This window comes from Kribbella sp. C-35, assembly GCF_046549195.1.
Taxonomy (GTDB): Bacteria; Actinomycetota; Actinomycetes; order Propionibacteriales; family Kribbellaceae; genus Kribbella.
This window is the reverse complement of record NZ_JAJPWG010000004.1, coordinates 767387-780468: the sequence shown is the minus strand read 5'-3', so window position 1 is coordinate 780468 and position 13082 is coordinate 767387. Positions and strand designations below refer to the sequence as shown.

Below are 13082 nucleotides of genomic sequence, written 5' to 3'. Positions count from 1 at the left end.
GAGTGGATGGCCGAGTTTGTCCCCAGGCCATGACAGCCTGTGGATGACCGTTCACCCTGCGAGCGGCAACGAGGCAGAATGTCCCGGGATCAAAGGCAGCGACTGGGGAGACGAAGTGGTCGAGACAGCAGTGCGAAGTGGCTTCGGGGCGCCGGCCGCACCGGCTCAGCGCAACCGGAAGGCGCGCTGGAAGGACGGCCGCCTGGTGCTCGGTGTGCTGCTGGTCGCCGTCACCGCGCTGGCCGGTGCCAAGCTGCTGTCGTCCGCCGACGACACCACGACGATCTGGGCGGCCAAGCACGAGCTCAAGGCCGGGACCCCGCTGACCGACGACGACCTGACCACGGTGCGCGTCCGTTTCACCAGCGGTGACGACTCAGGGCGGTACCTGTCGGCCGACGCCGATCTGAAGGGCCTGGTCGTCGGCCGGACGGTCGGCCAAGGCGAGTTCGTGCCGAAGGATGCCGCCGTACCCAAGTCTGACCAGGACCGCACCGAGTTCCCGCTGTCGGTGGCGTCCGGTCGTCTGCCGTCCGACACCGCGCCCGGCGATGTGGTGGACGTCTGGGTGGTGCCGAAGGAGGAGGGCCAGCCCGCCCGGCCGCTGTGGAGCAGTGTTCGCGTGCTGCAGGTCGACTCGGTGAAGGGTGTCGCCGGCGGTTCGGCGCGCAGACAGGTGACGATCGCCCTCGCCTCGGCCGATCTGCCCCGTATCCCGGCCGCCCTCACCGCCATCAGCACCGGCGAGCCGACCTTGGTCCGGAAGGACGGCTGATGTCGGTCCCAGTACTGCTGGCCGTTACCGGGGCGCCGTGGGAAGCAGACGTCGTACGGCGGACCGAGGGCGCTCCCGGGATCCGGATCGTACGGCGCTGTGTCGACGTCGCCGATGTGATGGCTGCGGCCGCGAGCGGTCAGGCCCGTGCGGTGCTGCTGGCTGACGCACTTCCGCGGCTGTCGTCCGATGCGGTCGCCGCGCTGTACGCCCGCGGTATCGCCGTGCTCGCCCTGGTCGACCCTCTGGAGACCGGTGCGCCGTTCGGCGCCGAGGACCGGCTGAGCCGGATGGGGATCGAGCGGATCCTTCCCGCCGACGTGAGCCCGGCGGACCTCGGCCGGGCGATCTCCGATGCGGTCGAGGCCGGGCCGCCGGTCACCAACTCGCACTTCGCGGGCGGATTCGTCCCGCTGTCGCCGGAGAATGCCGGCAACCCGCAGCCGCCGGCGTTCCCGCAGGGCACCGGTCGGCTGGTCGCGGTCTGGGGGCCGACCGGCGCGCCCGGGCGTACGACGGTCGCGGTCAACCTCGCCTCTGAACTGGCGGTGAAGCGGGTCCCGACGCTGCTCGCGGACGTCGACGTGTACGGCGGGACCGTGGCGCAGATGCTCGGGATGCTCGACGAGACGTCCGGACTGGCCGCCGCGGCGCGCTCGGCGTCGAACGGCTCGCTCGACATGGTGATGCTCGCCCGGCACGCGCGCGAGGTGAACCCGCACCTGCTGGTGCTGACCGGGCTCAGCCGGGCCGACCGGTGGACGGAGTTGCGGCCCGCGGCGGTCGAGGCGATCTGGTCGACCGCGCGGACGCTGGCCCCGATCACCGTGGTGGACGCCGGGTTCTGTATCGAGACCGACGAGGAGATCTCGTTCGACTCGCTCGCGCCGCGGCGCAACGGGGCGACCGTGGTGACGCTCGAGGAGGCCGACGAGGTCGTTGTCGTCGGTACGGCGGATCCTGTCGGTCTGACCCGTCTGATCCGGGCGGTCCACGACCTGCGCGCCGTCGTACCGTCCGTCAACACGCGTGTCGTGGTGAACCGGTTGCGGTCCGGGTCGCTCGGTGGCTCGCCGGGTGATGCGGCGCTGGATGCGCTGCGGCAGTACGCCGGGATCGAGAACGCCGCCCTGCTGCCGTACGACCTGAGCGCGGCGGACACCGCGGTCGCGCACGGGCGCAGTCTGGCCGAGGCCGCGAAGTCGAGCAAGCTCCGTAAGGCGTTCCAGCAGCTCGCCACGGCGGTCGCCAACGACCTCCATTCGGTACCTGTCTGAACCTCGGCACTCAGGGTCGAGTTGGGGGACATCCCCGCCGACAGCGGGGCCGCGATGTGCCAGTGTGGGAAGCACTTCGACCCGCACTTGAGGGAGCGTCATGTCCGATGTCCAAGGCCGGCCGCGGAGCTCGATGAGCGTCGAGCGGCGGTACGGGATCGCCATCTCCGTCGCCCTCATCCTCGGCGGGGCGTACTGGGCGCTCACCGGACTGACCGAGGGCACCAAGAACAGCCAGACCAGCTACCCGGTGCAGGGCAGTTCGCTGCTCGTGAAGGGCGGTTCCGCGACGGTCGAGGTGCGGCCCGGCGACGGGACCGAGATCAAGGTCGACCGGCAGTCCGAGCGGAACGTGTTCGGCTCGGACCCGAGCGAGAAGTACGACGAGAGTGAAGGCAAGCTCGAGCTGAGCAGCGGCGGGTGCGGATTCCTGTCGTTCGGGTGCAAGACGACGTACGTCCTGACGGTGCCGCGGGATCTGAAGCTCACGGTCGAGAGCAGCAGCGGAAAGATGACGGTCACCGGGATCGAGGGCGCGACGAATCTGAAGTCCAGCTCGGGTGACATCGAGGTGCATGACGTCGGCGGACCGCTGGACCTCAAGTCGAGCTCGGGGGATCTCGAGGCGGACGGGCTCGGCGCGACCTCGGTAACGACGCACAGCAGTTCCGGCAGTACGTCGCTGGACTTCAGCGTCGCTCCGCAGACGGTCGAGGCGAAGACGAGTTCCGGTGATGTGTCGATCCGGATCCCGTCCGGCGACGAGACGTACAAGGTGGACACCGACACGTCGTCGGGCGACGAGGCGGCGAACGTGAACATCGATCCGAACGCGACCCGGACGATCACCGCGAAGACGTCCTCGGGTGACGTCAGCATCGAATACAACCACTGATGGTTGTGTGTGCACAGCCTGTGAGGGTGAGGGTCGGGAGGGTGAGGGCGACCGTCGTCTGAGTAGGCTTGCGCGCATGGTCGAGGAGCGGTTGGTGCCGCGTGGTCTGCTGGTGGACTGGGGCGGCGTGCTCACCTCGGGCCTGGAACCGGCGCTGCGGCGCTGGGCGGAACTGGACGATTTCGACTTCGATTCCTACCTCGAAGCAGTCATGAAATGGCTCCCGTCCGAGAGCGTGACGGCCGAGCTCAACCCGGTGCACGCCCTCGAACGCGGCCAGATCGCCGTCCCCGACTTCGAGCGCAAACTCGCCTCGATCCTTCTCCGCCGCGACGGTACGCCGGTGCCCGCGGAGGGACTGATCGAGCGGATGTTCGCGCACTTCGAGCACCAGCCCGCGATGTCCGCGCTGGTCCGCCGCGTCAACGAACGCGGGATCCGGACCGCGCTGCTGTCGAACTCCTGGGGCAACACGTACCCGCGGGACACCTGGGACGGGATGTTCGACGACATCGTCATCTCCGGCGAGGTGGGCCTGCGCAAACCCGAGCCGGAGATCTTCCAGCTCGCCGCCCAGCGCCTCGGCCTGGAGCCGGCGGAGTGCGTGTTCGTCGACGATCTGCAACTCAACGTCGACGGCGCCCGCGAGGTCGGGATGACCGCGATTCTTCACACCGAGTACGACGAGACCCGGCGAGCGCTGGAAACCCTGTTCGGAGCCGACCTGACGTGACCGTGACCACCCCTCCCTCCTCCCCAACTCGTCCGGCCGGTCGTCGCCGCGTGATCATCGCGATCGCCGGATGCGCGGTCCTGGTGGCGCTCGGCGCCTGGATCGGCCATCTGTACGGCGGGATGATCGACCTGCGCGTCTACCGGATGGGCGGCTCGGTCCTGCTGCACGGCGACTCGTTGTACGACGCGAAGCTGCCCGGCGGTTCGAACCTCCCGTTCACGTATCCGCCGTTCGCCGCGATCGCGATGGTCCCGCTGGGTGCCGTACCGTGGGGTGTCGCGCTGGTGGTGTGGACGACGATCTCGGTGCTGTGCATCACCGCGTTGTGGCGGGCCAGCCTGACCAAGACGTTCTGGTCGTTCGTCACCCAGCGGAAGCGAACGGCGGTGCTGATCGCGCTGACCGTGCTGTCGCTGCTGCTCGAGCCGGTCTGGCAGACGATCCAGTTCGGCCAGATCAACCTGTTGCTGACCGCAATGATCCTGCTGGACCTGATCCGGCCGAACGACGCGCGCCTGCGCGGGTTCTGGCTCGGCGTGACGATCGGTATCAAGCTCACCCCGCTGCCGATCCTCGCGCTGCTGGTCGTCACGAAGCAGTGGCGTGCGTTGCGCAACGCCGTACTCGGACTGCTGGCGACGATGGCGATCGGGTTCGCGATCGTGCCGCACCAGTCGTGGCGGTACTGGACGGACGTGATCCTCGACGCCAACCGGGTCGGCGGGATCGCGTACACCGGCAATCAGTCGTTCAACGGTTTCCTGCACCGGATCGGTGACGAGGCGAGCTGGGTGCAGCCGACCTGGTTCGTGCTGTCGGCCGCGTTCGGACTGGCGGTGCTGTGGCTGGCGCGCAAGTACTGGCTCGCCGACGAGCGCGTGACCGCGATCTCTGTGATGGCGCTCGCGGTCCTGTACGCGTCGCCGATCACCTGGAGCCACCACTGGGTGTGGATCATCCCGCTCGGCGTCAGCCTGATCCGCGGCGTCAACCGCATCTGGGGCCTCAACCCCGCGGTCGTCACCGGCGTACTGTTCTACGGCCTGTTCGTCCTGCGCTCGATCTGGTGGGTCCCGTACCGTGACGACCGCGAGCTCGACTGGACCTTCTGGCAGTCGATCCCCGGCAACTCCCACCTGATCGTCGGAATGATCGCCTTCATCCTGCTGGTGATCACGAGCCGGGGTCTGCCGAGGCAGTCAACCCCCGAAGCGGCCCCGCCAGCCTGACCGCCGGCTCCGCGTCGTACATCAGGACGAGAACAGTAGGAGCAGGCCGCCGCAGGTGTAGCCGACCATGACGACCAGTAGGGGGAGCTGGCCGGCTAGGGCCTTGGCGCGGGGGAACAGGGCGACTGCGCGATCGTGCGCCGAGACGACGCCTAGCAGGTGGCCGCAGACCACTGCCGCGACCTGGATGACCGAGATTGCCGTGCTGTGGTTGGTGATGCCGGTGTTCACCGCGAGGAGACCGGTGCCGAAGATGTTCGCGCCGTTGCTCAGTGGGTCGCTCAGGTAGATCAGCGTCCGCTGGCCCTCCAGGATGAACAGGGTCAGGTAGTGCGCGACGACGTACCCGAAGGCGATCGGTACGACGGAGTGCGCGAAGAGACCGGGTAGCGCGGTCCGCGAACTGTCCGAGAGCCGGCCGGCCAGGATCGTCGCGCCGGAGTACGTGATCAGTACGAACAGGATGAAGACGATCAGCGCGCCGGTACCGAGCCAAGTCATCGAGATGTCCTGGTTCTGCGCCCAGCCGATCCACGAGGACGAGTTCGAGAACCCGTCGTACGCCGTCGAGCCGAGCAGCGCCGCCACCATCCCGACCAGTCCGGGCTGCGGGCGAAGGCCGTCGAGGTTCTCCAGCGGTCGGCGGAGCACCAGCAGTCCGTCGGTACGGCGACCCCACGGCGACAACCGCGACATCAGAGTCGCGTACACCTCGAACGGATCGCCCTGCGCGAACCAGCGGTCGCCGAACAAGACCGCTCCGAACATCGTGATCACGACGTACAGCGCGATCCACGCCTGCAGGACCGGGATCGTGGCTCGGTCCGGCGCGACCAGTTCCAGCCAGGTGAACGCGAAGATGCCCAGCGTGGCCGGCCACAGACCCACCCAGGCGGGGAGCTCGAGCAGACCCTTGGACGGCGGCTGGCGGAGGAGCTTCGAGAGCAGCAGGTGGAGGGTGCGCAACGGGTTCAGCGTCCGCCAGACCGGGCCGAAGACCAGTGAGATCGGCACCAGCCCGACCCAGACCAGGATGTAGATGAAGCCGAAGATCGGGTTCGTCAGCCGGTCGACGCCGAACACCAGCGACACCATCGCGTACAGGAAGGTCGCCAGCCCGAACAACCGCACGACCCACCGGAACCAGCCGGCGTCGACGGTCCGGGTGATTGCGGTTGGCAACGGTATGCCGGATGCGTCGCCGCGGTACTTCGGACTACGCCACGCCAGCCCGAGGACGACGAACGACAACGCGACCGCGACCGCGGCCCCACCGACCGCCAGCCCGAACGGAACCGGCAGGTCCTGACGACCACCGATCCCGTGAAGGGGAAGCATCACGAGACAACAAGTTTGGCGACGAGCTTGCCGCTCTTGTGGGTCTCGACCTCGAAGGTGCCCTTCATGTTCGCGGTGAACTTGACCGAGGCGGGCTTGCCCGGGGCGAGCTCCAGCTCCTTGTCGTACCCGTGGATGTGCAGCTCCTCCGCGGCGTCGCTGACCGCCTTGACCAGCACGGTCTGACCGGCCTTCACCTTGATCGTCGCGCCGCTCGGGTTGACCTTGCCGTTGGCAACCGTGACGTCGACGGTGACGTCCGCCTGCTCACCGGACGGGTCGGCGGTGTTCGACGGCGAGCTCGCGTTCGGCTTGCCCGGGGTGGGGGTGTTGGTGGGGAGGGTCGACGTCGGCGTACTGGCCGGGGCGCTCGGTGAGGGGGTGGTGGTGCCGCCGGTGTTGTCGCCGCCGCAGCCGGCCAGGACCAGCATGCCGAGGGCGGGCAGAAGAGCGGTGGCGGCACCGCGAGTGAGCGTCGAACGCATCGGTCCAGGAGCCTTTCAAGGGGTCATGTGACATATCCGGATGCGAGAGGCACCCTCTTGCCTGACGAACACAGATAGCTCAGTGTTCCCGTACAAGCAGTGTCGCAGCCCACTGTCCGTGGGGCCCGCTAGGGTGAGAATCCGTCGAAGTGAGAGGAAGGTGACCGCCGTGCCCGACCGGTTGACGTCGCTCGACCTCACCTTTCTCAAGGCCGAGTCGCCGGCCACCCCGATGCACGTCGGGACCGTCGACATCTTTGAGCCGCCGGTGCATGGTGACGAGGGGTTCGACTACGAGAGCCTGGTGGCGCTGATCCGGGACCGGATCACGTTCGTGCCGAAGTACCGGCAGCGGGTCCAGCAGGTGCCCGGCCGGTTCGCCGGACCGGTGTGGGTGGACGACGAAGAGTTCGACATCACTTTCCATGTACGCCGCTCCGCGCTGCCGCGCCCCGGCACGCACGCGCAGCTGCTCGAACTGGTCGCCCGGATCATGTCCCGGCGGCTCGACCGGGCCCGCCCGCTGTGGGAGATGTACCTCGTCGAGGGCCTGCAGGGCGACCGGTTCGCGATCATCGCGAAGTCCCATCAAGCGCTTGTCGACGGCAACAGCACGGTCGACATCGGCCAGGTGGTGCTGGACTCGACGGCGCACCCCAAGGACACCCCGACCGACACCTGGCAACCGGAGCACCCGCCGTCCGCGCTGGAGCTGCTCGCCGGGGTGTTCTCCGACGCGACCAAGCACCCGAGTGCGGTCCTGGAGCTGGCCCGCGCGGAGATGGCCAGCCTGACCGGCTCCACCTCGGTCCGCGAGGTGCTCGGCGGCGTGGTCGGCTCGCTGGTCGCGCAGCGGCATGCGCAGGAGAGCTCACTGCACGTGAAGACGTCGGGTCAGCGGCGGTTCACCACCGTGCAGACCGACCTGGAGGACTACCGGACGATCCGTGCGGCCCACGGCGGCACGGTCAACGACGTGGTCCTCGCCGTGGTCGCGGGCGCGTTCCGGGCCTGGATGATGACCCGCGGCGAGGGCGTCGGGCCGACCCGGAGCGTGCGGGCCGTGGTCCCGGTCAGCATCCGCGACGACGAGGACGAGGAGCCGACGACCTCGCTCGGTTCCCGGGTGATCGCCTCGAGCGTGAACCTGCCGGTCGGCGAGAACTCCCCGGTCATGCGGCTGCACCAGATCTCGTACCAGACCAAGGTGCACAAGGACACCGGCCGCGCGGTCAGCGCCCGCTCGCTCGTCGGGATCGCCGGGTTCGCCCCGACCACGTTGCACGCGCTCGCCGCCCGGGTCGCGACCACCACGGTCCGGCCGATCGACGACGTGGTGATCACCAACGTGCCGGGCCCCCAATTCCCGCTCTACGCGCAGGGTGCCCCGATGCTCGCGTCGTACCCGGTGGTTCCGTTGATGCCCGGTCAGGGCCTGTCGGTCGGCGTCACGTCGTACGACGGGAAGGTGTACTACGGTCTGAACGCGGACCGCACTGCCATGCCGGACCTCGCTGTTTTCGCCCAATGTGTGACCGATGCGCTGGACGAGTTGCTGGAGACCACCAGGGGCAGCCGGAACCGGGCGTCCCGGGGCCGCAAGAAACAGACCAAGAAGGCGGGCTCATGAGGGTCTACGTCCCATCCACGCTCTCGTTGCTGACCGCGGCGTGCAATGCCGGCGAGGTCGGCCCGGCGCCGCTGACGGCGTACGGCGTGACACCGGCGCTGCGCGAGTGGTACGTCGAAGGCGACGACGAGGAGCTGGAGTACGCCGCGATGGCGCAGGCGGCCCGCGCCTCGGTAGGACTGCTGGCCGCCGACCCGGGGACCGCACGGAGACGGGTGGTGATCGCGGCCGAGGTCAGCGCCATACCGCCCGCCGACGGGTCCGTGGAGCTCGGTGACGCCCGGCTGGAGCTGCACGTGGTGATTCCGTGGCGGTCCGTGGCATCAGTGCACCTCGACGCGGCGCAGGCGACCACGGTGATCGGTAAGGCCGCGGACCTCTGGGATGCCGCTCAAAGTGGTGATGACAACGCGGTGTTCGCCCTGGATTCGTGCGAGGGTGAAGACCTGTTGTGGTACGCGACACAGGAGATTCCCGATCTGCTCGCGGCGGAGGGGCCGCGCGGTGGGCAGCGGACTTGAGCTGACGGTGACTCGATAGGGAGCTGATGGCGATGCAGGCGATCTGGAAGGGGGCCATCTCGTTCGGGATGGTGACGATCCCGATCAAGGTGTTCTCCGCGACCGAGGAGAAGGACATCTCGTTCCGTCAGGTGCATGTCGCCGACGGCGGCCGGATCAAGTACAAGCGGATCTGCTCGATCGACGGGGAAGAGGTGCCGTACTCCGACATCGGCAAGGGCTACGAGATGGCGGACGGCAGGATGGTTGTGCTGGAGCCGGACGACTTCGCCGACCTGCCGCTGTCCAGCAAGAAGGTCATCGACGTGCTGGAGTTCGTGCCGGCCGACCAGGTCGACCCGCTGTACCTGGGGAAGTCCTACTACCTGGCCGCCGACGGCGGACCTGGTGCCAAGCCGTACGTGCTGCTCCGGGACGCCCTCGACGGCTCCGAGCTGTATGCGCTGGTCAAGGTCGCGCTGCGGTCCCGCGAGAGCCTCGGGCTGCTGCGGACGGTCGACGACGTCCTGGTGCTGCAGGTGATGCTGTGGCCGGACGAGGTCCGGGACAAGTCGTTCGCGGCGCCGCCGGAGGACGTGGAGATCCGGTCCCAGGAGAAGGCGATGGCGTCGTCGTACATCGACACGCTGCGCGGTGAGTTCGACCCGGGCCAGTACCACGACGAGTACCGCCAGGCGCTGGAGAAGGTCGTCCAGGCGAAGGCCGAGGGGGTGCCGCTGCCGGAGTCCGAGGAAGAGGAGACAGAGGGCGCCGAGGTCGTCGACCTGGTTGCCGCGCTGCGCGCCTCGGTCGAGGCCGCGAAAGCGCGTCGCGCGGGCGGTGGGTCCGGCGAAGCCGAGGCCAAGAAGGCGCCCGCCAAGAAGGCCGCGGCGAAGAAGGCACCCGCCAAGAAGGCGGCTGCTGCGAAGAAGGCCCCGGCGAAGAAGGCCGCCAAGAAGGCTACGAAGAAGTCCGCATGAGCGAACGAACGGAAATCCCGAAGGACATCTCGGAAATCCCGGATGATCCGACCGCCGTGGTGGTGAAGCCCGGGGCGTTCCTGCTCGAGCTGATCCCGGTGCCGGTGTCCGACATCGACCGGGCGAAGCGGTTCTACTCCGAGCAGTGCGGGTTCACCGTCGACGTGGATGTGTCGCCGGCCGACGGTGTCCGCGTTGTCCAGCTGACGCCGCCGGGCTCGTACTGCTCGATCAGCCTGCTCCAGGGTCTGCCGATGGCGGACATGGAGCCAGGGTCCCTGCGTGCCCTGCATCTGGTCGTGAAGGACATCGAGGCCGCGCGTCAGCAGCTCATCGGCCGCGGTGTCGAGGTCGGCGAGACCGAGGACCTCGGCGGCGTCTTCTATGCCTGGTTCGAGGACCCGGACGGCAACACCTGGGCCCTCCAGCACATGCCGTGGCGCCGCTAGCGGTCCGACCCCGCGAACCTACCGCCCCAACGGCCGGCGCCTGAGGACCACCCTCCGCCGGCTGATGAGCCAGCCGTCCGGCGTCCGCACCACGACATCCTCGTAGACGAGGCTCGCGCAGCTCCCGTCGGCCGAGATCCCGATGGCTTTGGACCGGGCCGCCACCTCGTCGGGTCCGACCTCGGTCAGCACGATGTTGGTCACGTGATGCCCCACCGGATTGCCCTCACCCAGCGCCAGCCCCGCCTCCCACAGCGCCGTCCGCCCGGCGATCACCCCACCCCCGAGATCCGACACGTCGTACTGCACGTCCGGCGTGAACAACCCGTCGTACCGCTCCCCGCCGTCGACGAGATGCCCGTGCAAATTGATCAGATCGGTAATGGCGATCCGGTCGGCCGCGTCCATCGTCACTCCTAACTGGGGAAGTCCCCGATTAGTGCTAGTGTAACCAGGGATGTCCCCACTTAAGCCGCTGCGGGCCGACGCCCGGCGGAACCGCGACCAGCTGATCGGCACCGCGCGGGCGGTGTTCGCCGAGTTCGGCACGCAGGCGCCGCTGGACGAGATCGCACGGCGCGCTCGGATCGGCAACGCGACGCTCTACCGGCACTTCCCGACCCGGGACGACCTGATCGTCGCGGTGTACGCCGAGGAAGTCGCGGAGCTGTGCGATGTTCCCGAGGCGGACGACCCGCTCGACGGGCTGTTCGACTGGCTGGACGCGTTCGTCCGCCATGTGACCGAGAAGGGCGATCTGGCCCGCAGTCTCGAGCCGTCGGCACGGCGGTCCGGCCTGCACGAGGAGTGGCACGCGGCGATGTCCGAGACGGTCGGGCGGCTCGTCGATCGGGCCCAGCGGGCGGGGGTGCTGAGGGCGGACGTCGACCCGATGGATCTGCTGCAGATCGCCGCCGGAATGGCTGCCGCGGAGCCTGCTCGCGTGAAACGTATGCTGCGAATCGTGCGGCGTGGAGTGGGTACTTCCCGACCGGACCAGTAGGTCTCGTGGTCGGTTTTGTGGTCAGGTTCGTTTCCCGTGGTGAGTCATGGCACCATGCTTGTGTCATCAACGGGCAAGGCCGCCCACCCACACCGGCCCCCACCCAGTAGAGGAGCTTGCACCATGGATGCGGTTACCGCTGTTCCGACGCCTGCCAACGAACCCGTCAAGGGGTATGCGCCTGGTTCCGGGGAGCGCGCGAGCCTGGAGGCGAAGCTCAAGGAGTTCACCGCTACGGGTGCGATCGACCTGACCTGCACGATCGGCGGCGAGCAGAAGCTGGGTGGCGGTACGCCGATCCAGGTCGTGCAGCCGCACAAGCACGCGCAGGTGCTCGGCACCCTCGGCAACGCGACCGAGGCGGACGGCAAGGCCGCCGTCGACGCGGCCCTCGCGGCCGCTCCGGCCTGGCGCTCGCTGTCCTTCGACGACCGCGCCGCGATCTTCCTGAAGGCCGCCGACCTGCTGGCCGGCCCGTGGCGCGACACCCTGAACGCGGCCACCATGCTCGGCCAGTCCAAGACCGTGCAGCAGGCCGAGATCGACGCCGCCTGCGAACTGATCGACTTCCTCCGGTTCAACGTGGCGTTCGCGCGGCAGATCGTCAGCGACCAGCCGATCTCGTCCCCGGGCGTGTGGAACCGGGTCGACTACCGGCCGCTCGAGGGCTTCGTCTACGCGATCACGCCGTTCAACTTCACCGCGATCGCCGGCAACCTGCCGACCGCGCCGGCCCTGATGGGCAACACCGTGGTGTGGAAGCCGTCGCCGACGCAGCAGTTCGCGGCGCACTGGACGATGCGGCTGTTCGAGGCCGCGGGCCTGCCGGCCGGCGTCATCAACCTGGTCACCGGTGACGGCATCGACGTCAGCAAGGCGGCGCTGACCCACCCGGATCTGGCCGGCATCCACTTCACCGGCTCCACGAAGACGTTCCAGTCCCTGTGGGGCACGGTCGGCACGAACATCGCGTCGTACAAGACCTACCCGCGGTTGGTCGGGGAGACCGGCGGCAAGGACTTCATCCTGGCGCACCCGTCCGCGGACCCGGCGGTGCTGAAGACCGCGATGGTGCGCGGCGCGTTCGAGTACCAGGGGCAGAAGTGCTCGGCGGCTTCCCGTGCGTACGTCGCGCGCTCGGTGTGGGACCGGATCCGGGACGACATCGTCGCGGAGACCGAGGCGATCACGATGGGCGACGTCACCGACCTGTCGAACTTCATCGGCGCGGTGATCGACGACCGCGCGTTCGCCAAGCACAAGGCGGCGCTGGACCGGGCCCGGGCGACGGACTCGATCGAGGTCGTTGCCGGTGGCACGTACGACGACAGCGAGGGGTACTTCGTCCGCCCGACGCTGCTGGTCTCCGACGACCCGACCGACGAGATCTTCACGACCGAGTACTTCGGCCCGATCCTCGGCGTGCACGTGTACGACGACGCGGACTACGCCAGCGTGATGCAGGGCATGGAGCACTCCGCGCCGTACGGGCTGACCGGTGCGGTCATCGCGCAGGACCGGCACGCGGTCGCGGAGGCGGCGGAGTACCTGCGGTTCGCGGCCGGGAACTTCTACGTCAACGACAAGCCGACCGGTGCGGTCGTCGGGCAGCAGCCGTTCGGCGGCGCGCGGGCGTCCGGCACCAACGACAAGGCCGGCTCGATGTGGAACCTGATCCGCTGGGCGTCCCCACGCTCGATGAAAGAAACCTTCGCCCCGCCGACCGACTACCGCTACCCGCACCAAGGCTGAGAATCAGGGTTGATCGGGGATTACCCGGGAATC

14 protein-coding genes are annotated in these 13082 nt (G+C 68.7%); 11 read left to right on the top strand and 3 right to left on the bottom strand.

Features of this window, described 5'->3' with window-relative positions:
- Nucleotides 1-115 precede the first annotated feature (115 nt).
- The 5 genes from ACLJOO_RS29525 (at nt 116) to ACLJOO_RS29505 (ending at nt 4912) form a co-directional block, all read left to right on the top strand.
- Nucleotides 116-775 (top strand): hypothetical protein, encoded by a 660-nt coding sequence (locus ACLJOO_RS29525; protein ID WP_410790716.1) that lies wholly within the window; start codon nt 116-118, stop codon nt 773-775.
- On the top strand, nt 775-2052 hold the full coding sequence (locus tag ACLJOO_RS29520; protein WP_410790715.1) for a CpaE family protein: 1278 nt from the start codon (nt 775-777) through the stop codon (nt 2050-2052). Before ACLJOO_RS29525 ends, ACLJOO_RS29520 begins: the two co-directional genes overlap by 1 nt.
- A gap of 100 nt (nt 2053-2152) precedes the next feature.
- Nucleotides 2153-2947, top strand: a complete 795-nt coding sequence (locus ACLJOO_RS29515) for a DUF4097 family beta strand repeat-containing protein (protein WP_410790714.1) — start codon at nt 2153-2155, stop codon at nt 2945-2947.
- Nucleotides 2948-3023: 76 nt separating this feature from the next.
- Nucleotides 3024-3680 carry an HAD family hydrolase gene (locus ACLJOO_RS29510; RefSeq protein WP_410790713.1) on the top strand — a complete coding sequence of 219 codons (657 nt, stop codon included), beginning with the start codon at nt 3024-3026 and terminating at the stop codon, nt 3678-3680.
- A gap of 50 nt (nt 3681-3730) precedes the next feature.
- A complete protein-coding gene (locus ACLJOO_RS29505; protein WP_410790712.1) occupies nt 3731-4912 on the top strand; it encodes a glycosyltransferase 87 family protein in 1182 nt (393 codons plus the stop codon).
- 21 nt (nt 4913-4933) lie between these two features.
- Here ACLJOO_RS29505 and ACLJOO_RS29500 read toward each other — a convergent pair whose 3' ends face one another.
- Together ACLJOO_RS29500 and ACLJOO_RS29495 are read right to left on the bottom strand one after the other, a co-directional pair.
- Nucleotides 4934-6250, bottom strand: coding sequence for a hypothetical protein (locus ACLJOO_RS29500; RefSeq protein WP_410790711.1), 1317 nt, complete (start codon nt 6248-6250; stop codon nt 4934-4936).
- Nucleotides 6250-6735, bottom strand: a complete 486-nt coding sequence (locus ACLJOO_RS29495; RefSeq protein ID WP_410790710.1) for a cupredoxin domain-containing protein — start codon at nt 6733-6735, stop codon at nt 6250-6252. The genes ACLJOO_RS29500 and ACLJOO_RS29495 overlap by 1 nt, the downstream gene beginning before the upstream one ends.
- Nucleotides 6736-6904: 169 nt before the next feature.
- On the opposite strand from ACLJOO_RS29495, the gene ACLJOO_RS29490 reads away from it, so the two are divergent.
- The 4 genes from ACLJOO_RS29490 to ACLJOO_RS29475 are packed head-to-tail and all read left to right on the top strand — an operon-like array spanning nt 6905 to nt 10294.
- A complete protein-coding gene (locus ACLJOO_RS29490; RefSeq protein WP_410790709.1) occupies nt 6905-8365 on the top strand; it encodes a WS/DGAT/MGAT family O-acyltransferase in 1461 nt (486 codons plus the stop codon).
- Nucleotides 8362-8886, top strand: coding sequence for a DUF6912 family protein (locus ACLJOO_RS29485; protein WP_410790707.1), 525 nt, complete (start codon nt 8362-8364; stop codon nt 8884-8886). Before ACLJOO_RS29490 ends, ACLJOO_RS29485 begins: the two co-directional genes overlap by 4 nt.
- A gap of 32 nt (nt 8887-8918) precedes the next feature.
- Nucleotides 8919-9845, top strand: coding sequence for a Ku protein (locus ACLJOO_RS29480; RefSeq protein ID WP_410790706.1), 927 nt, complete (start codon nt 8919-8921; stop codon nt 9843-9845).
- A complete protein-coding gene (locus ACLJOO_RS29475) occupies nt 9842-10294 on the top strand; it encodes a VOC family protein (RefSeq protein ID WP_410790705.1) in 453 nt (150 codons plus the stop codon). Before ACLJOO_RS29480 ends, ACLJOO_RS29475 begins: the two co-directional genes overlap by 4 nt.
- A gap of 18 nt (nt 10295-10312) precedes the next feature.
- Here ACLJOO_RS29475 and ACLJOO_RS29470 read toward each other — a convergent pair whose 3' ends face one another.
- Nucleotides 10313-10702, bottom strand: coding sequence for a nuclear transport factor 2 family protein (locus ACLJOO_RS29470; protein WP_410790704.1), 390 nt, complete (start codon nt 10700-10702; stop codon nt 10313-10315).
- Between the two features lie 49 nt (nt 10703-10751).
- On the opposite strand from ACLJOO_RS29470, the gene ACLJOO_RS29465 reads away from it, so the two are divergent.
- A complete protein-coding gene (locus ACLJOO_RS29465; protein WP_410790703.1) occupies nt 10752-11297 on the top strand; it encodes a TetR/AcrR family transcriptional regulator in 546 nt (181 codons plus the stop codon).
- A 123-nt stretch (nt 11298-11420) separates the two neighbouring features.
- On the top strand, nt 11421-13049 hold the full coding sequence (gene pruA / locus ACLJOO_RS29460; RefSeq protein ID WP_410790701.1) for an L-glutamate gamma-semialdehyde dehydrogenase: 1629 nt from the start codon (nt 11421-11423) through the stop codon (nt 13047-13049).
- The last annotated feature ends 33 nt before the right edge of the window (nt 13050-13082 follow it).